Annotated in this window: 23 protein-coding genes; 10 read left to right on the top strand and 13 right to left on the bottom strand. The window is 48.7% G+C overall.

All coding sequences use genetic code 11. The annotated features are described in order from the left end of the window. Positions 1-23: 23 nt before the first annotated feature. Positions 24-1,052, bottom strand: coding sequence for a rhodanese-related sulfurtransferase (locus tag ACOCLE_RS12895; protein ID WP_419537016.1), 1,029 nt, complete (start codon positions 1,050-1,052; stop codon positions 24-26). Positions 1,053-1,194: 142 nt separating this feature from the next. Here ACOCLE_RS12895 and nfsA point away from each other — a divergent pair, with 142 nt between their 5' ends. The 5 genes from nfsA (at position 1,195) to ACOCLE_RS12870 (ending at position 4,608) form a co-directional block, all read left to right on the top strand. Next, a complete protein-coding gene (gene nfsA / locus ACOCLE_RS12890) occupies positions 1,195-1,932 on the top strand; it encodes an oxygen-insensitive NADPH nitroreductase (protein ID WP_419537015.1) in 738 nt (245 codons plus the stop codon). Positions 1,933-2,091: 159 nt separating this feature from the next. Beyond that, positions 2,092-2,217, top strand: coding sequence for a hypothetical protein (locus ACOCLE_RS12885; protein WP_419537014.1), 126 nt, complete (start codon positions 2,092-2,094; stop codon positions 2,215-2,217). A gap of 62 nt (positions 2,218-2,279) precedes the next feature. Beyond that, complete coding sequence (locus ACOCLE_RS12880) at positions 2,280-3,485, top strand: MFS transporter (RefSeq protein WP_419537013.1); 1,206 nt, start codon at positions 2,280-2,282, stop codon at positions 3,483-3,485. Positions 3,486-3,621: 136 nt separating this feature from the next. Next, on the top strand, positions 3,622-4,266 hold the full coding sequence (locus ACOCLE_RS12875) for an IS66 family transposase (RefSeq protein ID WP_419537012.1): 645 nt from the start codon (positions 3,622-3,624) through the stop codon (positions 4,264-4,266). 33 nt (positions 4,267-4,299) lie between these two features. Beyond that, positions 4,300-4,608, top strand: coding sequence for a LysR substrate-binding domain-containing protein (locus tag ACOCLE_RS12870; protein ID WP_419537011.1), 309 nt, complete (start codon positions 4,300-4,302; stop codon positions 4,606-4,608). A 79-nt stretch (positions 4,609-4,687) separates the two neighbouring features. Here the strand turns inward: ACOCLE_RS12870 and ACOCLE_RS12865 are convergent, their stop codons facing one another. From ACOCLE_RS12865 to tnpC (ACOCLE_RS12845), 5 genes are all read right to left on the bottom strand, one after another. Continuing rightward, complete coding sequence (locus ACOCLE_RS12865) at positions 4,688-5,395, bottom strand: hypothetical protein (RefSeq protein WP_419537010.1); 708 nt, start codon at positions 5,393-5,395, stop codon at positions 4,688-4,690. Then, complete coding sequence (locus ACOCLE_RS12860) at positions 5,395-5,796, bottom strand: SMI1/KNR4 family protein (RefSeq protein WP_419537009.1); 402 nt, start codon at positions 5,794-5,796, stop codon at positions 5,395-5,397. The genes ACOCLE_RS12865 and ACOCLE_RS12860 overlap by 1 nt, the downstream gene beginning before the upstream one ends. 112 nt (positions 5,797-5,908) lie before the next feature. Beyond that, positions 5,909-7,249, bottom strand: coding sequence for a DEAD/DEAH box helicase (locus ACOCLE_RS12855; RefSeq protein ID WP_419537008.1), 1,341 nt, complete (start codon positions 7,247-7,249; stop codon positions 5,909-5,911). Between the two features lie 7 nt (positions 7,250-7,256). After that, positions 7,257-8,615 carry a DEAD/DEAH box helicase gene (locus ACOCLE_RS12850; protein WP_419537007.1) on the bottom strand — a complete coding sequence of 453 codons (1,359 nt, stop codon included), beginning with the start codon at positions 8,613-8,615 and terminating at the stop codon, positions 7,257-7,259. A gap of 375 nt (positions 8,616-8,990) precedes the next feature. Continuing rightward, on the bottom strand, positions 8,991-10,496 hold the full coding sequence (gene tnpC / locus ACOCLE_RS12845; protein ID WP_419533942.1) for an IS66 family transposase: 1,506 nt from the start codon (positions 10,494-10,496) through the stop codon (positions 8,991-8,993). Between the two features lie 350 nt (positions 10,497-10,846). Here tnpC (ACOCLE_RS12845) and ACOCLE_RS12840 point away from each other — a divergent pair, with 350 nt between their 5' ends. Beyond that, positions 10,847-11,890 carry a transposase gene (locus ACOCLE_RS12840; RefSeq protein WP_419533005.1) on the top strand — a complete coding sequence of 348 codons (1,044 nt, stop codon included), beginning with the start codon at positions 10,847-10,849 and terminating at the stop codon, positions 11,888-11,890. Here the strand turns inward: ACOCLE_RS12840 and ACOCLE_RS12835 are convergent. From ACOCLE_RS12835 to ACOCLE_RS12820, 4 genes are all read right to left on the bottom strand, one after another. Further along, positions 11,779-12,270, bottom strand: coding sequence for a LysR family transcriptional regulator (locus tag ACOCLE_RS12835; protein ID WP_419537006.1), 492 nt, complete (start codon positions 12,268-12,270; stop codon positions 11,779-11,781). The two genes, ACOCLE_RS12840 and ACOCLE_RS12835, sit on opposite strands and share 112 nt — an antisense overlap. A 305-nt stretch (positions 12,271-12,575) precedes the next feature. Beyond that, positions 12,576-13,940 (bottom strand): nucleobase:cation symporter-2 family protein, encoded by a 1,365-nt coding sequence (locus tag ACOCLE_RS12830; RefSeq protein ID WP_419537005.1) that lies wholly within the window; start codon positions 13,938-13,940, stop codon positions 12,576-12,578. A gap of 24 nt (positions 13,941-13,964) precedes the next feature. Further along, positions 13,965-14,129, bottom strand: coding sequence for a hypothetical protein (locus ACOCLE_RS12825; protein ID WP_419537004.1), 165 nt, complete (start codon positions 14,127-14,129; stop codon positions 13,965-13,967). A 61-nt stretch (positions 14,130-14,190) separates the two neighbouring features. After that, positions 14,191-14,478: an amidohydrolase family protein gene (locus ACOCLE_RS12820; RefSeq protein WP_419537003.1), complete on the bottom strand. Its 288-nt coding sequence runs from the start codon at positions 14,476-14,478 to the stop codon at positions 14,191-14,193. A gap of 139 nt (positions 14,479-14,617) precedes the next feature. Between ACOCLE_RS12820 and tnpC (ACOCLE_RS12815) the strand changes: the two genes are divergently transcribed. Further along, positions 14,618-16,123: an IS66 family transposase gene (gene tnpC, locus ACOCLE_RS12815; protein WP_419532963.1), complete on the top strand. Its 1,506-nt coding sequence runs from the start codon at positions 14,618-14,620 to the stop codon at positions 16,121-16,123. Here tnpC (ACOCLE_RS12815) and ACOCLE_RS12810 read toward each other — a convergent pair. Then, a complete protein-coding gene (locus tag ACOCLE_RS12810) occupies positions 16,090-16,968 on the bottom strand; it encodes an IS66 family transposase (protein ID WP_419537002.1) in 879 nt (292 codons plus the stop codon). The genes tnpC (ACOCLE_RS12815) and ACOCLE_RS12810 overlap by 34 nt on opposite strands. A gap of 467 nt (positions 16,969-17,435) precedes the next feature. On the opposite strand from ACOCLE_RS12810, the gene rsuA reads away from it, so the two are divergent. Then, complete coding sequence (gene rsuA / locus ACOCLE_RS12805; protein WP_419537001.1) at positions 17,436-18,137, top strand: 16S rRNA pseudouridine(516) synthase RsuA; 702 nt, start codon at positions 17,436-17,438, stop codon at positions 18,135-18,137. Positions 18,138-18,203: 66 nt separating this feature from the next. Here rsuA and metG read toward each other — a convergent pair whose 3' ends face one another. Then, positions 18,204-20,249, bottom strand: coding sequence for a methionine--tRNA ligase (gene metG / locus ACOCLE_RS12800; RefSeq protein ID WP_419537000.1), 2,046 nt, complete (start codon positions 20,247-20,249; stop codon positions 18,204-18,206). A 527-nt stretch (positions 20,250-20,776) separates the two neighbouring features. Between metG and ACOCLE_RS12795 the strand changes: the two genes are divergently transcribed. Together ACOCLE_RS12795 and ACOCLE_RS12790 are read left to right on the top strand one after the other, a co-directional pair. Then, positions 20,777-21,214, top strand: coding sequence for a DnaT-like ssDNA-binding domain-containing protein (locus ACOCLE_RS12795; protein WP_419536999.1), 438 nt, complete (start codon positions 20,777-20,779; stop codon positions 21,212-21,214). Next, positions 21,120-21,923, top strand: a complete 804-nt coding sequence (locus tag ACOCLE_RS12790) for a replication protein P (protein ID WP_419536998.1) — start codon at positions 21,120-21,122, stop codon at positions 21,921-21,923. Before ACOCLE_RS12795 ends, ACOCLE_RS12790 begins: the two co-directional genes overlap by 95 nt. An 80-nt stretch (positions 21,924-22,003) precedes the next feature. Here ACOCLE_RS12790 and ACOCLE_RS12785 read toward each other — a convergent pair whose 3' ends face one another. Next, positions 22,004-22,624 carry a LysE family translocator gene (locus tag ACOCLE_RS12785; protein ID WP_419536997.1) on the bottom strand — a complete coding sequence of 207 codons (621 nt, stop codon included), beginning with the start codon at positions 22,622-22,624 and terminating at the stop codon, positions 22,004-22,006. Positions 22,625-22,709 lie beyond the last annotated feature (85 nt).

Here is a 22,709-nt window from a genome sequence, read left to right as displayed (position 1 = left end):
GCTGTCCTTAAACCATAGCTTAGCTAGTCAGTTTTGCCTGCCTGGGTTCTCAGCTGTTGTTGCCGTCGTTCGTCTTCCTTTACCTGACGACGGTGAACAACGGTTTCGGCAACCTCTGCCCCCATATGGGCTTCACCTCGAGATCTGGCCAGCTGCATCTGCTTTTCACGCTCCATAAACCGCGCTTTCTGCTTTTCGGTCAGCTTGTCAAAACAGTGTGGGCAGCTGACACCCTGCTGAAACTTTTCACTTTGTTTGTCTGCTTCAGTAATGGGTAAGCGACAGGCGTTGCACTGGTCGTAGGAGCCCGGCTCAAGGTCATGGTTAACCGTTACCCGGTCATCAAAGACAAAGCATTCGCCTTCCCAGAGTGACTCCGCCTTCGGTACTTCTTCCAGGTATTTCAGGATGCCGCCTTTCAGGTGGTAAACCTCTTCAAAGCCTTTTTCCTTGAGCAGGGCAGTGGACTTCTCGCAGCGTATGCCGCCAGTGCAGAACATGGCCACTTTTTTATGAGTCCCGGGATTCATGTTGGTGTCAACGTATTCCGGAAACTGCCGGAAAGAGTCTGTTTTTGGGTTGATGGCGTGCTTGAAGGTCCCGACCTGTATTTCGTAATCGTTCCGGGTATCCACAACAATGACATCCGGATCACTGATCAGGTTATTCCAGTCTTTGGGGTCGACATAGGTCCCCACGACTTGCTTAGGGTCGATGCCTTCTACTCCCATGGTGACAATCTCATTCTTGAGTTTGACCTTGGTTCTTTTGAAAGGCATGGATGCGCTCAGGGATTCTTTGAATTCAATGGGGTTCAGGCGGGTATCCTGATTAAGCCAGGCCAGCAGTGCATCAATGCCTTCCCGTGTACTGGCTACGGTGCCGTTAATGCCTTCCTGAGCCAGCAGCAGCGTTCCTCTGACATGGTTTGCTTCCATGGTTCTGAGCAGCGGTTCCCGCAGGCTGGTGAAATTCTTCAGGGTAACGAATTTATAGAGGGCACAGACCACAATGGGGGCGTCTGTTTGAGCGTCTTTTGGAGCGTGAGTCATTGTCTTTATTGTCCTTTAATCAGCGATCCGGAGCGTAAATCCAGAGCCAGGCTGGGAAGTCTAGCAGAGGCTTAAAGCCTTGAAAAATCCAGCCACTGCTATGATAGTGCAGAATAATAATGACCGGATAAAGAATAACACCATGACTCAACCCGTACTTGAACTGCTCCGATCACACCGCTCCATTCGCAAATTTACTGAGCAGCCGGTTGAAGAGAGTTTGTTAAGAGACTTAATTACCGCAGGGCAGAGCGCTGCCACATCCAGTAACCTGCAAGGGGTGAGCGTTATTCGGGTTCGCAACCCTGAAACCCGCAGAGCAATGGCAGAACTGGCGGGTGGACAGGCCTATGTTGAGGAAGCCGCCGAGTTTCTGGTGTTTTGTGCCGACCTGAAGCGTGCTGACTGGTGCTGTGAACAGTCAGGAAAAACCATGGCGGATGGGATGACCGAGCATTTTATTATTGCCACGGTTGATGTTGCTCTGTTTGCTCAGAATGTGGTGGTTGCTGCTGAGTCAGAAGGGCTGGGCATCTGCTACATTGGTGGCCTGCGCAATGACCCACAACAGGTCAGTGATCTGCTGGCGCTGCCGGAAAATGTCTATCCCGTTTTTGGGCTCTGTCTGGGCTACCCTGATCAGGATCCGGAGCGTAAGCCCAGATTGCCGCTGGATGCTGTGCTGATGGAAGAGCATTACCAGCCAGTGAATAAGGCACTATTGGCTCAGTACGATGACACCATGAGAGCCTATTACCAGCAGCGAACTGGAGGTAAGTTGGATCGGGTCTGGTCTCAGGATATATCGTCTTTATTGGAGGAAAAATCCCGGCCTCATATGAGGGAGTTCCTGAAGAAAAAAGGGTTTAAGATGAATTGACCTCCAATGGTCAATCCAGATAGGTATATGCTACATCTCCGGGTGAGCCAATTCGCAATGGTTTACCCATACCGGTAGCGATAGACTGCGCGATCTTTTTTAATCGCTGCCGGCCATTCCAACATGTTCTCTCAATCCATCCGGGCTCAGCTCTGTCGTATGACATTGCTGCTGGCCGTAACCCTGCTTGTGGTTCATAACACGCCCGGTCTGATTGATCTGCTGGCAGGTCAGGCTGCTTCTTCTGGCTGTCATCAGCACTCAGATACCTCATCCAACCCTTAAACTGACTGTCAGGGATTCTTACGCATTGCTGGATTCCCTTACTACTGAATATTGAGACCTTTATGAGTATTTTCCGGTTTCCCCTACTGGTATGGCTGGGTATAGGGATTCTGATTATCTGCCTTGGCATACGTCAGTCGTTTGGTATTTTCATGCTGCCGGTTTCAGAGTATTTTGGCACCGGGCGGGAATTTTTCAGTTTTGCCATTGCATTGCAAAACCTGATGTTCGGCGTGTTTCAGCCCTTTGTTGGTATGGCGGCGGATCGCTTTGGTGCTAAAAGAGTGGTTTTCCTGGGTGCGATTGCCTACGCGCTTGGACTTTATCTGACGTCTATTGCAACAGCTACGGGCATTCTTTACCTCTCCCTGGGGACACTGGTTGGTCTTGGGCTGAGTGCCACCAGTTATGTGATTGTGCTGGGTGCCGTTGCCAAGGTGGTTCCGGCAGAGCACTCGGCCAAGGCATTTGGTTTGACGACGGCAGCGGGTTCGTTCGGTATGTTTGCCATGATACCGGGTGCCCAGTACCTGCTGAGTGAATTTGGCTGGCAGCAGGCGCTGGCGGTGTTTGCAGCACTCTGCTCAATCATGGCGGCTTTTGCCCTGTTTATGAATACGGCCAGAGGGCAGCAGGCCGCCACCCAATCAGATCAGCCTGAGCAAACTTTGAAGCAGGCACTGAAAGAAGCGCTTGCCCACAGAGGCTACTGGCTGATACATGCCGGCTTCTTTGTCTGTGGTTTCCATGTGATGTTTATTGCGACACATCTGCCCAGCTACCTGGCCGACAAACACCTGCCGGCTTCCAGTGCCGCCATGGCGCTGGCTTATGTTGGCATCTTCAATATTTTCGGCTCTTACTTCTGGGGTGTGATGGGTGATCGCTTCAGTAAACGACATGTGATGTCAGGACTCTATCTGATGCGTACGCTGGTGATTGGCGCCTTTGTTGTTCTGCCGGTAACGGTGGATACCGCCGCTATATTTGGCGCAGCGATTGGTTTCTGCTGGTTGGGCACGGTGCCGCTGACCTCCGGGCTGGTTCGACAGATCTTTGGTTCCCGCTATATGTCGACATTGTACGGTCTGGTGTTCTTTACCCATCAGGTAGGCAGCTTTCTGGGCGCCTGGGCTGGTGGAAGAATCTATGACTTTACCGGCTCCTATGAACCAATCTGGTGGTCTACAGTGGCACTTGCCTTTCTGGCAGCACTGATTCACTTGCCAATCGATGACAGGCCTGTGGTTCGACTGGCAACCGCGTAATAACTCATGCCTGTGAACCTATCGGCCCAGTCGATAGGTTCTATCAAATCTTCACAATAAATATCGTCAATAATCCCTTCCGACTTTCCAATAAAGCTGAATAACAACCCTCTCAGAAAGGCGAGGTTGTGAAGCAATGGATGCAATGGGCATCCTGCTGACTTTTGCAGGCATTCTGGTTCACGATCATTGGAAGTCCTACTTTGCCTATGCGGCAGTGCATGTGCTTTGTAATGCCCATCATCTGAGAGAGCTTCAGGGAGTTGTCGATAGGGATGCGAATAAGCTGGCTCTGCGGCTGATGAAATTGCTTACGCTCTCCTGGCACTTCTGCAAGAAATACAAAGCAGCCGGTCTGACTCAAATGCCTGGTGCAATACAGCTTCGCATTGAGACGATATACGACCAAATCCTTCAAAGGGCTCTCACGAAGGAAACCGCTTATATGGAAAAACAACGACAGGTGCTTGGACGTAAGAAGGTCAGGAATACCAAGGCCTACAACCTGTTCAAAAGGCTTATTGAGTTTAAGGTTGAAACGTTGCGCTTCATGTCGGACTTTTCAATTCCCTTCGATAACAATGGCAGTGAACGTGATGCCAGGATGGCCAAACTTAAGCAGAAGATCTCAGGCTGCTTCAGAAGCGAAGACGGAGGTACCATGTTTACCCGAATCCGAAGCTATTTATCATCTGCTAAAAAGCAGGGGTTGAACATATTTCAGGCGCTTCTTAAAGCGGTTCGAAATTACAACAATACGCCTTTGCTGGGTGCTGAATAGTTACTTGCAGACTTAAGTAATTATCGTCAGCTGGTGTTCAGTCCCCACGGCGATAATCTGATTACCTCAGAATACCTTCGCTCTTCCCAGCGCATTTATATTGATAACTACACTACGTTGATCCAAATGACATTGGCGGGGTTCGGCTGGTCCATCCTGCCCAGGCCGATTGTGAATGACTATGTTGCCAGAGGGCAGATGGTAGAATTGCCATTGGAGTCTTACCCATATACAAAATGGGAAGTTGGCGTTGATTTGCTATGGAACGTAAGAGCTCGGCTTGGACCTGCTGCTGAGTGGTTGAAAGAAATTTTTTCTACCCAATGTTTTCACACAAAGTGAAGAGAGTATTCAGTTAAGTTTCATTTTATGGGGAAGATTGGATGCAGATGCTACTGCATCAAATCAGTTCTCCCTTGTACTAATCGATATTGACTAATACCTTTATCAATGTTTCGCTCAGCTTATTACTGGCCTTGCTCAGGTTGTTAAGGAACTGCTCAACATTATCCAGTTCGATATCAATATGATCGGTTACGGATTTAATGGGCAGGAAATCGATGCCGTAAAGGTGGGCAGTTGAAGCAACGGCGGCACACTCCATCTCTTTGGCCATACCCCGGTTTTGAATAATCCACTGCTTGTCTACATCGGGCATATCGAGGGAGTTGCCAGTCGTTACCACGCCAAGTTTATGCTCAATACTTTGGAAGTATTTGGGGCGGTAAGCGGTTGGATAAGAGCCCATGGCAAATCGGTCAAAGCCCTCCAGTGGCACCCGGTGGTCATGATACACCACGGGCTGGTCGGAAGTGATGATATCAGCGATGTCAGCATCGGCTGAAAAAGCACCACAGGTTCCCGCGTTAATAATCAGGTCCGGAGCAAACTCAAGAATAGCGGATTGAGTATTCAGAGCAGCAAACTCTGTGCCTATCCTGTCGACACCATGCTCAACGGATTTGCCGTTCAGAGAGATAACGATGTCCTTACCTTCAAACTCACCTTGAAAGCGGGGGAAGTGGCTTCTCAACTGAGGATTGGCGGGAGTTTCTTTCAGGCCGAGTTTTTCAATGACTGGCCCGGCCTCCGCTTCCATGGCCATAATGATCAGAATTCGTTTAGACATTAACTCTCCAGCCAGATATCCCGGACCCATAACCAGATGGATGGCCAGCTGTCGTCGGTGACTTCTCCGTCGGCCCAGCGAACCACTTCCCCCTCTTCAGAAATGCCATAGTATTCACCATCGCATTCACAGATGGGAATCAGTTCTCTTGGCAGCCCCTCAGCCCAGGCATTGGCCGCGACTTCAGGCAGATAGGTGTGCGACTGTGGATCTGTTACCGTGACTGGCTCAATGGAGCCATAAATGACATCACTGACCTGAAGCAGAAACTCCCTGAGTTCATAGGGAAGGGAGATCAGGATCTGTTCTTCCACTTCAACCAGCTGGTCTTCATCCGGTAATTCCAGTGGGACTGAGACATCAAGCGCGCGTTCCCGCAGTTCTTCAATAACATCTTCCATCGTATGCGACCTTTTTCACCCGCTTTCTACTGTGGAAATACCCGGCCAGCAGAGGCAGGGTATTTCCAGCTTATTGCTTTTTCATCTGGCTGACATCAGTCAGCGGTTCTAATCAGGACTTTCGTTTTTTCCCGGAGGAGACAGAAGGCCTTTTCTTTCCTTTAGGCATAGTACCTGAAGGTTTTCTGGCTCTTCCATTCCCCGATTTATTGCCTGAATGATGTTTTATAGCAGGCTTTCCAGCTTTCAGGTCAGGTTTTGTCCGTTTATTTCGGCTTTTACTAACAGGTTCATTGACTTCAGCTGGACGAACCTCGCCATCCTCAAAGTAGGGCAGAGGCTCAATGTCCAGTGGTTTTTTGATCAGTTGCTGGATGGCGGACAATAACTTTTTCTCTTCAGGGTTAACCAGAGAGATAGCTCTGCCTTTCTGTCCGGCACGACCGGTTCGGCCAATGCGGTGAACGTAATCTTGCGGAACTTTAGGAAGATCATAATTGATGACCAGTGGCAGCTGTTCGATGTCCAGCCCTCTGGCGGCAACATCGGTCGCTACCAGAACGTCAAAATAGTTATCTTTAAAGTCTTCCAGTGTGCGAATACGCAGATACTGACTTTTATCGCTGTGAATGGCCTGAGCGTTGATGCCATCTTCTTCCAGCAGCTCGGCAACCTTGTTGGCGGCTTTTTTGGTGCGGACAAACACCAGCACTTTCTTCCAGCGGCCACCGTGGATGAGATAGCTGAGAATCTCCGGTTTGTCCTGCTGGTCTACCGGGTAGAAAGACTGGGTCACTGTTTTTGCCGCCGAGTTTGGGTTCTCCAGTTCAATTTTTACCGGGTGACGCATGAATTCATGGGCCAGCTGTTTGATGTCCTTGGAAAAGGTGGCGGAGAACAGCAGGTTCTGACGTTTTACCGGCGCGTTTTGCAGAATGCGTTCAATATCGTCACGGAAACCCAGATCCAGCATGCGATCGGCTTCATCCAGTACCAGGATTCTCAAACTGTCCAGATGAACATGCTTGCGGTTGATCATGTCCACCAAGCGACCAGGGGTCGCTACCAGAACATCAACGCCCTCATTCAGAACCTGCAACTGCTCTTCAATGTCGACACCGCCATAAACGGCAGCTGTCTTAATGACCGTATGGGTACCATAGGTCTGAAAGCTGTTGTAAACCTGAATTGCCAGTTCACGGGTAGGGACCAGCACCAGTGCGCGGATGGCTTTGCTGGCTCTCATATGGGCCAGCCGGTGGAGGATTGGCAAGGTAAAACTGGCGGTTTTACCGGTACCGGTCTGGGCCGATGCCATCAGGTCACGGCCGGTCAGCGCCATGGGAATTGCTTTGGCCTGAATCGGCGTAGGGGTCTGGTAGCCAGCTTCATTTACCGCTTGAGTCAATGACTCATCCAGCCCAAGAGCGGAAAAAGGGGTATTGTTGCTCATGTGTGTATTACTTCCTGCGCTTGGGTGGTTCAAAACCGGAATCAGTTGAGGTCGTGGTTGTTGATGCAGCGGGTTTAGGATCGGCCGCCGGTGTACGGCGTTTGCCCACATTCTTCTTCACACGCTGGCGTTGTTTATCCGCCGGGTCTTTTTTGCCAGCACCTTTCTTACCGGCAGGCTTTTTCTTGCCAGCGGCCTTGCCAGAGCTCTTCAGCTTTTTGGGGCCTTTATAGCTACCCATCAGCTCTTTGATGGCACGCTTTTCAAAGCGCAGCCGGAGATAGCGTTCAATGCTGGACATCCGGTTCCACTCATCAGGGCCAATCAGGGAAATGGCCAGACCCTGCTCTCCTGCACGACCTGTTCGGCCAATTCGGTGTACATAGTCATCACCGTTACGGGCCATCTCTAGGTTAATGACCAGCTCGATACCTTTGATATCCAGGCCGCGAGAGGCGACATCTGTGGCAATCAGGATATTGATTTTTCCCTCTTTCAGCAGGTTCATGACATGCTTGCGTTCACGCTGATCCATATCACCGTGGAGAGTCCCTGCTTTTAAGCCTTTTACCCGGATTTTGCCAATAAACTCATCGGCTCTCGCTTTGGTGTTGGTGAAAATCAGGGCTTTTTCATAAGTTTCATTCTTAAGCAGCCAGATCAACAGTTTCTCTTTGTGCGCCGTGTCATCGGCGAGAATCATCTGCTGCTGGATATTGGCATGCTTTTCCCGGGCTGAGTTGAGTTTCAGACGGGTTGGGTCGTTCAGAACCTGAGACGCCATGTCACCAAGGCCTTTTGATTCCAGGGTTGCTGAAAACAAAAAGGTCCGGCGCTCTGTATTGCACTCTTCAACGATTGTGAGTACATCGGGGCCAAAGCCCATATCCAGCATACGGTCGGCTTCATCCAGAATCAGATATTCCAGGTCGCTGAAATCATGATTGCCATTTTTCATATGCTCTATCAGGCGTCCGGGTGTGGCAATAATGATTTCCGGGTTTTTCCGCAGCGTGTTCACCTGATGACGGTAGTCTTCACCCCCAACAATCAACCCGGCTTTGATGAACGTGTAACGAGCCAGCGCTTCACACTCTTTCAATACCTGAAGGCCCAGCTCCCGGGTAGGAACAAGCACCAGCCCACGGGTACTGGTTTTGGGCGAAGGGGTTGTGTGCATATGGTTGAGCATGGGCAGCAGAAACGCTGCAGTTTTACCACTGCCGGTTTCTGCGCTGACCATCAGGTCCTTGCCGGTCATGGCCAGGGGCAGGGTTTGTTCCTGAACTGGGGTGGCCTGTTCAAACCCGAGTTCAGAGAGTGCCTTTTGCACCCGTTCATGGAGAGCCAGCTCAGAAAATAGCAATGGGGAGTTCCTCGACCATAGGGGAAATACGGTTTTCTAGAAGGGGGATAAATGGTGATGCATTTTATGACTGATAACGTGAAAAGCCAATAGGTATAACAATGAAGTGCAGTGTAGTTGGCCTCACGAAGAATAGAGCCTGAGCGGTTCAGGCTCAGAGAGTTTTGGTAAATGAACTATTCGAATAACCAAATGTCTTAATTGATTATTTTAATTATTAATAATGTTGAAATATTAAATTCTGATGCTTCGAAACTGTCAAAAACGAGGTTTGTAACAATGTTGTCTCCACATGCTGATCGTTGTCCACTTCCGGCTGACTGGAAAATACCTGCACAACAAAAAGATCTTGAGGTAAATATTAATAGTTCGTAACTATTCAGCACCCAGCAAAGGCGTATTGTTGTAATTTCGAACCGCTTTAAGAAGCGCCTGAAATATGTTCAACCCCTGCTTTTTAGCAGATGATAAATAGCTTCGGATTCGGGTAAACATGGTACCTCCGTCTTCGCTTCTGAAGCAGCCTGAGATCTTCTGCTTAAGTTTGGCCATCCTGGCATCACGTTCACTGCCATTGTTATCGAAGGGAATTGAAAAGTCCGACATGAAGCGCAACGTTTCAACCTTAAACTCAATAAGCCTTTTGAACAGGTTGTAGGCCTTGGTATTCCTGACCTTCTTACGTCCAAGCACCTGTCGTTGTTTTTCCATATAAGCGGTTTCCTTCGTGAGAGCCCTTTGAAGGATTTGGTCGTATATCGTCTCAATGCGAAGCTGTATTGCACCAGGCATTTGAGTCAGACCGGCTGCTTTGTATTTCTTGCAGAAGTGCCAGGAGAGCGTAAGCAATTTCATCAGCCGCAGAGCCAGCTTATTCGCATCCCTATCGACAACTCCCTGAAGCTCTCTCAGATGATGGGCATTACAAAGCACATGCACTGCCGCATAGGCAAAGTAGGACTTCCAATGATCGTGAACCAGAATGCCTGCAAAAGTCAGCAGGATGCCCATTGCATCCATTGCTTCACAACCTCGCCTTTCTGAGAGGTAGTAAAGCGTCCATTGGTCATCTCGCATAATGTGTAACCACCACAGTGAACCGTCAACCCGCATGCCAGTTTCATCCGCTCCTGCAACCGGACTTTCTTGTAAAGCATCGCGGATACTCTGCTCAGTAGAGGCCAGGTTCTCATGGGTATAGGCAACAAAATTGGCAACAGAGCCTGCGCTGACACTCATGCAATAAATAGCATTGAAATACTCAGACACCCGGTGATATGGGATGAAGTGATACTGGTTTAAATGAACAGCCATTGCCTGAGTCACTTCTCCGTATTGAGCAGCGGCTTTCACTCCTTGGGGAAACTCAGCGGTGTTCCGTTTACCACAAGGACATACTTTAACGTCTGCCCAGTACGCGGTAACTTCAAATTCTCCGGGTCTACCTGGATCAAAAACCTGTCGCTCAATGTATTTGGTGGGTTTAATATCGATAAGCGAAGACTGGCAACAGCAACATTTTTCAACCTTCAGATGCCTGACATAATCGGGTAAGGCGACACGTCTCAAACAAGAGCCTTGATGACCTTTCTGGCCACCTGGTTTATTGCCTGAAGATGGTCTAAGGCTTTTGGGGTTCGGTGTTTCCTGTGAGGAGCAGGGGGCTTCTTTGGAAGATGTATCACCTTTATCACTCCCTTTTTTACTGGGCTTTTGATAACCATCTGACGATGGTGGCTTACTACTGTTTTGACTGTTTTTATTAACCCTTTCTTCCAGTTCGCTGCAACGTTCCCGTAAAAGCGCATTCTCGGTCCGAAGCTCTTCATTCTCTTTAAGGAGAGCTTCGGTAAACGGAGTAGCTGGGAAGTCTGGTTCCATACTGGAGATTTGTTAGAAAAATTGAGTATAAGATGATGGTCGAAAAATCAGAAAATTCCAGATTTATATGAAGGGTGCTGAATAGTTACGTCTGCAAAAGAGATTGACGACAGTTGACTCAGTGGGTGATGAATATGGGCAACTTCCGCTATTTGCAATGTCCCCAGCCGACAAAAACCAATATCGGTGGGATAATTCGGAAGCGTAATCAACAGAGCCAGCTTTACCCTCCCATTGTGGAGACTGGTCAAAGCATCATTCAGGTTCATGCTTTCAATGTGAAGTAGGACTTTCGCATTGACAGGCAGCTGTAAAAATTGCTAGATCAGCAAAAAATAGCGGATGTCGTCGTGCGTAGAAAGATAACAAGACCTACAACAGCTGGGTGTGATTTGCCGAAATATACAGGGTTTCTATTGTGTGAGCCGAAATCAGCAACCTGTACTCGCCTTAGTGAGATCGGAGATATGTCACACCACAGCGTTAACCGTTTTCTACAACGTGAAGACTTTGCTCCCAATGACCTTTTCATGGAAGTAGCCGCAAGGCTGATTCTTGATGGGGGCACGCTATCGGTTGATGATACGGTGCTGGATAAGCCGTACAGTAACTACACGGCATTCATCGGCTATCATTACTCGGGCAAGCATCATAAAGCCGTCAAGGGCATTAATCTCATAACGCTCTATTACACCGATATCAAAGGCTATAGCCTTCCTGTCAATTTCCGTATCTATGACTCTGCGGACGGAAAGTCCAAAAATGATTATTTTCTCGAGATGCTGAAAGAAGTACTTGTATGGGGCTTACGACCTGCATTTGTTACGGGGGATTCCTGGTATAGCAGTGCCGCAAACCTGAAGACTGTGAAAAACAACGGTCTGGGTTTTATGTTTGCCGTTAAAAGCAACCGTACTGTTTCTATCCAAAAGGGTGACTACCAACAAGTGCAGAGCCTGGAGATTCCTGAAGAGGGAATAACCGTTTGGCTACGTAATTTTGGTTCTGTGCGTTTGTACCGGACGCGGCTAAAAAACGAGCTGCGCCATTACGTCGTCTACACACCCCATGCTGGATCAGAGGTATCACCACAGGTAGGCTTTAATGAACTTCACCTGCACCATTGGGCGATCGAAGAGTATCACCGGGCGCTGAAACAACTCTGCAGTATTGAGCGCTTTCAGGTGAGAGGAAAGCAGCAGGTCAGGAACCATATTTTTGCCTCTATCTTTGGGTATGCCTGCCTTCAGGCCAAGAAAGTATCTGAATCTCTCAGTAGCATCTATCGCGTTAAGAATGATGCGCTCAAGGATGCTATTTGGGACTTCATTAAGAGCTTCTCTGATGGTAAAGACTGGCTGAGACCATCTTTTATCAGAGCTGTCAATGCGTAAGTTCTATGAAGGTTTACGTAAGGAAACTGCTCACAGAATGCCCGAACCGTCGGTGCAACGAGTGTATAAGGGATTGCAGGATCAATAATAATGGACAGGTTATCTTCAATCTCTGCCGCACAGGCATTTAACTTGCCTTCAAGGTTATTAGCCTGACTGATGATATTGTTGATGTGCTTCAATAAGTCCTGACCAACCGATGTCAGAGCCAGAAACTTACTACCCCGCTCAAAAAGAACAACCCCCGCTTCCCATTCAATATTGCAGATCGTCGACGATACGGTTGACTGGGCCTTTCCCAGCCTTCTGGCCGCTGCTGAAAAGGAGCCACACTCTGCCGCTGTTTTTATGATTAACAGCTGATCCAGCGTCAATGCCATTTCTTTTCCCCAGCCGGTAGGAGTGACTATACCCAAAGGATTTCAAGTTGCTACGCGGCGACAAGTAAGCAAAGCCCCGTGAGCTTACAAACAGTAAGTGATCGGGGTGAGCGAACGTAGCCAACAAAGTAGCAACTTGAAAGGCGACGGGTATATCAGCACATTGGTTTTAAAGGTCTGGCTGGCAAGAATAGTGGGTTATCAATACCATTACTCTGACGTATGTCAGTTGCTGCAATGCCCCTTTTACCCACACACAGCGCATGAGGAAAAGGGACAGCGATTGAGCCAGAATATATCCCAATTTAGAGATCAGCCACTAACGGCGCACCATGATTCGCTGACTGTCGGAACATATTAAAGAGGTAGTTCAGCAGCAAGGCCGAAACACCCGCCAGAGTGATTGGATTGTTCAGCAACATTTGTAAGCTGCCAGGCAGGAAGTTAAAGAAAATCGGATTAGTAATGGAAAGCATGGCCAAACCCAGACTGATAGAAACAATCAGAAGGTTGCTTTTATTGTCCATATCCACCTGACCGAGGATTTTCAGACCGGTACAGGCAATGCTGCCGAACAATACCATGGATGCACCTCCCAGAACCGGTAGAGGGACACAGGCCGCCAGGGCAGAAAGCTTGGGAAAGATCCCCAACAAAATCAGGAAGACACCGCATAATGCCACCACCCAGCGACTGCGCACACCAGAAACCCTCAAGACCCCGGTATTTTGCGAATAGGTCGTGTAGGGGAAGGAGCACATAATCCCGCCAAGCATCGTGCCAAGGCCTTCTGCCCTGAGGCCTGCTGCAATATTTTCAGGTTCCACCTGTTTTTCGCAGACTTCTCCAATGGCAATATATCCCCCGGTGGATTCAATCATGGTCACCAGCATTGCCAGTAACATACTGATAATGGCGGCCAGCTTGAATTCCGGTAACCCAAGGGCAAACGGGGTCACAATACCAAACCATTCTGCGCTGGCGACGCCGTCAAAGCTGATTTTTCCCATCAGAAACGCCAGAATCGAGCCGGCAATCAAACCGATCAGAATGGCAACACGTGGCAACGCGCCTTTTCCCCACATCATGATGGTGGCAACCAGTATCATGCTGAAGGCTGCCAGCACAAAATCGTCCATGGCAACATCCTGAGCACCGGGACCTTTTCCCCCTCCCATCCACATGGCGGCAATGGGCAACAGGGATACCCCAAGCACCGTGATCAGTGTGCCGGTCACCACGGGTGGAAAGAAACGCAACAACTGGCTCCAGTATCCCGCAATCAGAAAAGTAAAGGCGCCAGCAGCAATGGTTGCCCCGAACATGGCATTAAACCCATAACTGGAACCGATCATGATCAAGGCAGGAATAGCGACGACCGTGGTACCCTGGACAACCGGGAGACGGATGCCAATATGGTTTCTGGCAACACCAATACCAAGGCATTGAATAATGGTGCAGATACCACTGGTTACAAGACAGGCACTGATCATAAAGACCAGCTCACTGGAGGACCAGCCCAGCGCACCGGCAATGACCATGGGGGTCACCACCAGACTGGCATATGCAGCCAGCAGATGCTGGATAGCCAGTGCCGTCGAAGGGCCAGGGGGGAGCATTTGTTCTACAGGGTGTACTGCCTCTTGCTTACTCACTCTCTGTCTAAACATGCTTGTTCTCTCTTATGAGCGTATTTATACGTCACCACTGGAGATGCAATAGCCAGACACTTCCCCAGTGGATGCAATCATCACTTCAGACCCAGGAGGCTGACCAAGAATAGACGGCCCTACCGGCAACTGCTCCTGCGTTGCTCTAGCTCTAGCTCCTGCATCCATGCAGTCGTGCGGTGGCAGCACATTGGTCTAAAAAATCCTTTTTCTGCCATCCTCGCTAGGGGCGCTATTCTCGGACAGCCTCCTAAAGGCTCCGGGCTTTCAGTGCCAGTGCACGCTTTCTCAGTTCAGTCATTACCTCCTGCTCATTAATCCCTGCGATTTGTTTATTTTCCATCAGGATCTGGCCATCAACGATGGTGTGCACGACGTCATCTGCGCGGCTGGAATAGACCAAAGCAGCTTCCGGGTTATAGACAGGGGTGGTGTGTGGGCGATGAATATCCACCACAATCAAATCTGCCGCCTGACCTTCGGCCAGATAGCCGATCTCATTTCGATTCATGGCAATGGCAGACTGACAGGTTGCCATTTCCAGCATCTGCTGCAGTGGCAGTAGCTCTGGGTTTGTGTTGTTATTTTGTAACTATTCAGCACCCTTCATATAAATCTGGAATTTTCTGATTTTTCGACCATCATCTTATACTCAATTTTTCTAACAAATCTCCAGTATGGAACCAGACTTCCCAGCTACTCCGTTTACCGAAGCTCTCCTTAAAGAGAATGAAGAGCTTCGGACCGAGAATGCGCTTTTACGGGAACGTTGCAGCGAACTGGAAGAAAGGGTTAATAAAAACAGTCAAAACAGTAGTAAGCCACCATCGTCAGATGGTTATCAAAAGCCCAGTAAAAAAGGGAGTGATAAAGGTGATACATCTTCCAAAGAAGCCCCCTGCTCCTCACAGGAAACACCGAACCCCAAAAGCCTTAGACCATCTTCAGGCAATAAACCAGGTGGCCAGAAAGGTCATCAAGGCTCTTGTTTGAGACGTGTCGCCTTACCCGATTATGTCAGGCATCTGAAGGTTGAAAAATGTTGCTGTTGCCAGTCTTCGCTTATCGATATTAAACCCACCAAATACATTGAGCGACAGGTTTTTGATCCAGGTAGACCCGGAGAATTTGAAGTTACCGCGTACTGGGCAGACGTTAAAGTATGTCCTTGTGGTAAACGGAACACCGCTGAGTTTCCCCAAGGAGTGAAAGCCGCTGCTCAATACGGAGAAGTGACTCAGGCAATGGCTGTTCATTTAAACCAGTATCACTTCATCCCATATCACCGGGTGTCTGAGTATTTCAATACTATTTATTGCATGAGTGTCAGCGCAGGCTCTGTTGCCAATTTTGTTGCCTATACCCATGAGAACCTGGCCTCTACTGAGCAGAGTATCCGCGATGCTTTACAAGAAAGTCCGGTTGCAGGAGCGGATGAAACTGGCATGCGGGTTGACGGTTCACTGTGGTGGTTACACATTATGCGAGATGACCAATGGACGCTTTACTACCTCTCAGAAAGGCGAGGTTGTGAAGCAATGGATGCAATGGGCATCCTGCTGACTTTTGCAGGCATTCTGGTTCACGATCATTGGAAGTCCTACTTTGCCTATGCGGCAGTGCATGTGCTTTGTAATGCCCATCATCTGAGAGAGCTTCAGGGAGTTGTCGATAGGGATGCGAATAAGCTGGCTCTGCGGCTGATGAAATTGCTTACGCTCTCCTGGCACTTCTGCAAGAAATACAAAGCAGCCGGTCTGACTCAAATGCCTGGTGCAATACAGCTTCGCATTGAGACGATATACGACCAAATCCTTCAAAGGGCTCTCACGAAGGAAACCGCTTATATGGAAAAACAACGACAGGTGCTTGGACGTAAGAAGGTCAGGAATACCAAGGCCTACAACCTGTTCAAAAGGCTTATTGAGTTTAAGGTTGAAACGTTGCGCTTCATGTCGGACTTTTCAATTCCCTTCGATAACAATGGCAGTGAACGTGATGCCAGGATGGCCAAACTTAAGCAGAAGATCTCAGGCTGCTTCAGAAGCGAAGACGGAGGTACCATGTTTACCCGAATCCGAAGCTATTTATCATCTGCTAAAAAGCAGGGGTTGAACATATTTCAGGCGCTTCTTAAAGCGGTTCGAAATTACAACAATACGCCTTTGCTGGGTGCTGAATAGTTACCTGAGAGGTAGTAAAGCGTCCATTGGTCATCTCGCATAATGTGTAACCACCACAGTGAACCGTCAACCCGCATGCCAGTTTCATCCGCTCCTGCAACCGGACTTTCTTGTAAAGCATCGCGGATACTCTGCTCAGTAGAGGCCAGGTTCTCATGGGTATAGGCAACAAAATTGGCAACAGAGCCTGCGCTGACACTCATGCAATAAATAGTATTGAAATACTCAGACACCCGGTGATATGGGATGAAGTGATACTGGTTTAAATGAACAGCCATTGCCTGAGTCACTTCTCCGTATTGAGCAGCGGCTTTCACTCCTTGGGGAAACTCAGCGGTGTTCCGTTTACCACAAGGACATACTTTAACGTCTGCCCAGTACGCGGTAACTTCAAATTCTCCGGGTCTACCTGGATCAAAAACCTGTCGCTCAATGTATTTGGTGGGTTTAATATCGATAAGCGAAGACTGGCAACAGCAACATTTTTCAACCTTCAGATGCCTGACATAATCGGGTAAGGCGACACGTCTCAAACAAGAGCCTTGATGACCTTTCTGGCCACCTGGTTTATTGCCTGAAGATGGTCTAAGGCTTTTGGGGTTCGGTGTTTCCTGTGAGGAGCAGGGGGCTTCTTTGGAAGATGTATCACCTTTATCACTCCCTTTTTTACTGGGCTTTTGATAACCATCTGACGATGGTGGCTTACTACTGTTTTGACTGTTTTTATTAACCCTTTCTTCCAGTTCGCTGCAACGTTCCCGTAAAAGCGCATTCTCGGTCCGAAGCTCTTCATTCTCTTTAAGGAGAGCTTCGGTAAACGGAGTAGCTGGGAAGTCTGGTTCCATACTGGAGATTTGTTAGAAAAATTGAGTATAAGATGATGGTCGAAAAATCAGAAAATTCCAGATTTATATGAAGGGTGCTGAATAGTTACCCATTTTTTAGGGCAAGTGATGTTTCATCTCCAGTTTCGAAAAGCCTCTCAGACCGAAAAATAACCCTATTAGAACCTACAAACTATTTATCAGGAACAACATTACGATCAAGCATAGTAACTGTGCAGGATGCTTTGGAAGAGCAAAATCAGCAGTACCTTGAGTAATTCTTTTGATATTGTTTCTGGATATGTATGCTTAACTACTTATACATTATTTGTAAATGTATAAGTAGTTGCCAAATATATGCATAAATGATTTTCGATAGTCTCTAATTTTTTATGTTTACACTTTATATTTTACCATTCTTGATGTTTAGGTAGTGATCCTACAGTTTTCTTATTACCATCTGCCCTTTTCAAAATTAGCCATCCCTCATGCGTTTAGATAAATACCTCTGTGAAAGTACCGAACTCTCCCGTGCCAATGCGAAAAAATGTTTGCATCGAGGGGAAGTGACCTGCGATGGCATTGTAGTAAAAAACAGTGCCTATAAAGTGCCGGATGATTGTGAAGTCCGTCTTCTGGGTGAGCTGGTGAAAGCGCGTGGACTTCGTTATATCATGCTCAATAAACCAGTCGATACACTCTGCTCTAATGTGGATGAGGTCTATCCGTCGGTCCTCTCCTTGCTGGATATTCCCAAAGCTTACTCACTGCATATTGCTGGCCGTCTGGATGCGGACACCACAGGGCTGGTACTGATTACTGATGATGGGCAATGGTCACATCGGCTAACCTCGCCCGTGAAAGTGTGTGGCAAGCGCTATCGCGTTCAACTGGCCGACCCTCTGCCAGAGGAAAAGACGGCAGAACTGGTTGAGCAGTTTGCCAGCGGGGTCGGGCTGAAAGGTGAGAAGGCACTGACCAAGCCAGCTTTACTGGAGGTTCTTGCACCTTCAGAGGTGCTGTTGACCATTACTGAGGGTAAATATCATCAGGTTAAGCGTATGTTTGCGGCTATCGGCAATAAGGTGGTGGGTTTGCATCGTGAACAGATTGGGACTATTACTCTTGATTCATCCCTGAGGCCAGGGGAGTGGCGCTACCTGAGACAGGATGAAATTGAATCAGTCTGATTGACTGACTCTGGAGAACACAAAAAAAGCCCCAATGACGGGGCTTTTTTATATTGGTGATGACGATTACATCACACGCATGCCTGGTTGAGCACCTTCATGAGGCTCAAGAATCCAGAGATCCTTCCCACCCGGGCCTGCAGCCAACACCATTCCTTCGCTCACACCAAATTTCATTTTGCGCGGAGCCAGGTTTGCAACCATTACCGTATGTTTGCCGACCAGGGCTTCCGGTGCATAAGCAGACTTGATGCCGGCAAAGACATTGCGAGGCTCAGATTCACCAATATCCAGTGTCAGACGCAGCAGCTTTCCAGCTCCTTCCACCAGTTCGGCATTCACAATTTTTGCGATACGCAGATCGACTTTGGCAAAGTCATCAAACGCGATTTCGTCAGCAATGGGGTCTTTCTCCAACCACTCTGGAGAAGTCTCAGCTTTCTTATTGGATGATTCCATCTGGGCTAGCACCTCCTTGCTGGCTTCAATCATAGACGCTACTTTATCGGCTTCTACACGGGTCATCAATGGTTCAAATTTATTGACATTGTGATCCAGCAGCAGTGTCTGGCTGTCCTGCCATGTCAGTGGGGCAACATTGAGGAATGCTTCAGCTTTAACCGCCATGGCTGGCAGTACAGGCTTGAGGTAGATCATCAGCAGACGGAAGAGGTTGATGCCGGTGCTGCAGATGTCATGCAGTTCCTGATCCTTGCCTTCTTCCTTGGCAACGACCCATGGTTTCACTTCATCAATCCAGGCATTGGCTTTGTCTGCCAGCGCCATGATTTCACGCATGGCCTTGCCGAACTCACGACCTTCATAGTGATCGGCAATGCGAATTGCGGCTTCCTGAAACTCGGCTGTCAGTTCTGGTGCACTATTATTGGCGGACAGTTTGCTGTCAAAGCGTTTCTTGATGAAGCCTGCGTTTCGGCTGGCAATATTCACCACCTTACCCACCAGGTCGGAGTTTACCCGCTGGATAAAGTCATCGGTATTCAGGTCCAGGTCATCAATACGGCTGGACAGTTTGGCAGCGTAGTAATAACGCAGGTACTCTGGATCCAAGTGCTCCAGAAAAGTGCGGGCCGTAATGAATGTGCCGCGTGACTTGGACATCTTTTCACCGTTCACGGTCAGATAACCATGTACGTTCACACGGGTTGGGGTTCGATAGTTGGCACCGTGGAGCATGGCTGGCCAGAACAGGCAATGGAAGTTTACGATGTCCTTGCCAATAAAGTGGTGCACTTCGCACTGGCTGTCTTTATTCCAGTACTCATCAAAGCTCAGGTCATCACGACGCTGGCAGAGGTTTTCAAATGCTGCCATGTAGCCAATTGGCGCATCCAGCCATACATAAAAGTATTTGCCGGGTTCCCCAGGGATTTCAAAGCCAAAGTAGGGCGCATCACGGGAGATATCCCAGTCCTGCAGACCAGCGTCCAGCCACTCGGCCAGTTTGTTGGCAATTTCGTCTGAGATGGTGCCAGAGCGGGTCCACTGCTTCAGGAAGGCATCAAAGTCAGAGAGCTTGAAGAAGAAATGTTCACTCTCTTTCTCAACGGGGGCCGCTCCAGAAATTGCAGAACGGGCGTTTTTCAGTTCCGCCGGTGAGTAGGTGGCACCGCACACTTCACAGTTGTCACCATATTGATCAGAGGCGCCACATTTTGGGCAGTCGCCCTTAATATAACGGTCTGCAAGAAACATCTCTTTTTCAGGGTCATAAGCCTGAATAATGTTTCGGCTGACAATATGACCCTTTTCCTTCAGGGCAAGGTAAATCGCTTCAGAGAGCGTGCGGTTCTCTTCGGAATGGGTGGAGTAGTAATTATCGAACTCCACATGGAACTCACCAAAATCGCGAACCCGCTCCACGTTGATACGAGCCACGGACTCTTCGGGTGAGATGCCCTGCTTTTCGGCATGAAGGCTGATGGCGGTGCCATGGGCATCGTCAGCGCAGACGTAGGTGCACTGATTTCCAGACAGCTTCTGGAAACGAACCCAGATATCCGTCTGTATGTATTCCACCAGATGCCCCATATGCAAAGGGCCGTTGGCGTAGGGCAGTGCACTGGTGACAAGTATTTTGCGTTGGCTCATTCGATTCTGTCTTGAAGGTCGGGTAAAAACGGGAGTGGGCCATTATACAAACTGTCCCCGAGAAAGCCTATTCGGATGAATACTCCGTTATGACCTTCCTGATATATGGAAAGTTTCAGGCATAACCTCAATTTGTCTGTCTTGGGGGTGTTATCAAATGGTCGGGTGGTTCATTGAAAGCATACAAGCGTCCATGCAGGGTTTAATGGCTTGAATATGGAACCACCATGCACTTGATCGGGTCTGAAAGTTTGATGGATCAGAAGGTAAAATTAACTTTGTTAACTAAGCATTCTGGCGCTGAGAGTAAAATGTGATTTTATCACTCTCACTGATCCTTGATAGAATGGATTTCAGGGCGAGGTAAGGTTTTGCTGCCCGTTATTGTGTCCTTTACTCATTGTCAGATCATGGCTTCGGAAGCACACTTCACCCATTATAGCTGACGACAGCGTAGCACTAATAAAACCGGTGTATGTTGATGGTCAAGCTAGACCAGAACCGGGAAGGCAGGTATTGTTGATTACATGACTGACGAGAACAAACATTATATTCGCCAGCGCAATGCGGGCGCATTACCCTGGGAAATTGAGCCAGATACCCAAAAGCAGGAAGAGCACCCTGTTTTCGGACAGATGGACGCTCAGCCTGTGACCCGTGAGGGTGCCCGAGTCCAGCCTTTGCCGGAAGATTTTGCACCATCCCGGGAAATTCTGGAGTTTCTTCAGGCCCATCAGGGAATACCTCTTGATTTTATTGCTACGCAGCTGATTGATTTCAAGTTGTACTGGCATGAGACTGGTGAGGCTCGCAAGGCTTGGCAGAATAAGTTCAAATCCCACGTTATTTACCAGTGGAAGCGGAATCAAAGTGAAACAGGGCAAAGATCTCATCGATCAACAGCTGAAAAGCTTACAGACCGGAGCTGGGACGACGGCTTCCAGTTCGAAGACGGCGACGAGTGATCAGCAGTCCATAGCTCAGCAACCGCAAGCGGCCTACGATCAGGCTACTTCTGGCCCTGGTGCGCAACAGGCTCGCTCAGGGGCCGATCATGTAGATGCCATCAATGCGGTATTCACGCTACTGGAAGATGCCTATCCCCTGAAGTTCAAGCGGGCTTTTCAGACCCATGAGGATGTCATCCGTGCCAAGCGGGTCTGGAAAAACTCTCTGCAGGAGTTCAGCCCCCGTCGTATTTTGATGGCGGCAAAAAAAGCGCTGGATACTGCCAAATTTTTTCCAGATCTCAGTGATATTCGTGAGCTTTGCAAGCTGCGATATGATGAAGTTGGATTGAAAGAACCTTTGCAGGCCTATTATGAAGCCTGTTATGCCCCCCAGCAGAGCAGAGATTATCCATGGTCGCATATTGCGGTCTATCTTGCCGCTCGTGAAACGGGATGGATGATGCTGCGCAGTGAAGAGCAGCGGGTGGCCTTTCCTGTATTTGAGCGTAACTACGAAATACTCTGTAACCGGGTACTGGAAGGTGAAGATCTGGAGGCCAGCATTCTGAAAGGGATTGAGGACAGCCGCAACAAGGAAGTGACCCGTATGGCAGAAGAGGCTGCGCAACAGCATCAGCGGGAGACAATGATCTCTCAGGGAATTGACCCGGATAATGGTGTATCAGCCCGAGATCGGTTAAAGAAAGTGTTTGACCAAGGCTGATACTTACCTCATTGAATGAACCTCCCTCATGACAACAGAGGGAGTGCTGATCTATCTGGAAATAACCATACTACTGTCAATCAGGAGCTTTTCAATGCCAGGAAAGATCCAGCTCCCATCATTATGGATCCCGACGCTTTGTTCAGCCTGCCCATGGCTTTCGGGGATTTAAAGTATTGCCTTGCTTTTGCAGCGGTTCCTGCAATACACATCAAGCCAATCATCAGACCTATCAGTGTTAAGACCGAAGCAATGGCGATATCACCCACTGAAAAAACGGTGACATCCATGAATGTGGGCAGGAAAGCGATATAAAAAAGAATCACTTTGGGGTTTGATGCCGATATCAGAAAGCCCTGAAGAAAGCTGGCTGCCTTACCCTGTGCAGGGAGAGTATTGCCCTCAATGCTCTCTGAAATAGGGGACTTCCATATTTTGTAACCAATATAGAAGAGGTAGGCAGCACCAACCCACCGGATGACGGTAAAGACTTCTCCCCAGTTTTGGGCAATAACCGCCAGGCCAAAGCATGCCAGAATCAAATAGATAATGTCGCTGATGGCCATACCCAGAGAGAGATAAAAACAGCTGCGAGCTCCACTGATCAAGGCTCTGGCCAGTACTGCAAACACACTGGGGCCGGGGGTGACCGAAAATATGAGAATAGCTGCAAAAAATGCCAGGCCACTTTCCAGAGACATAAACCACCTTCCAGAGAAATGATGTCTGAGTGTCTTATAGTCGTAGAGCATTCCATTTAGGGCAAACTCAATTATCTCCAGATAA

Source organism: Endozoicomonas sp. (assembly GCF_965196975.1).
In the GTDB taxonomy this organism is placed as follows: Bacteria; Pseudomonadota; Gammaproteobacteria; order Pseudomonadales; family Endozoicomonadaceae; genus Endozoicomonas.
Note: the sequence above shows the minus strand (reverse complement) of the source record. Positions and strands in the feature narration are given on the sequence as shown.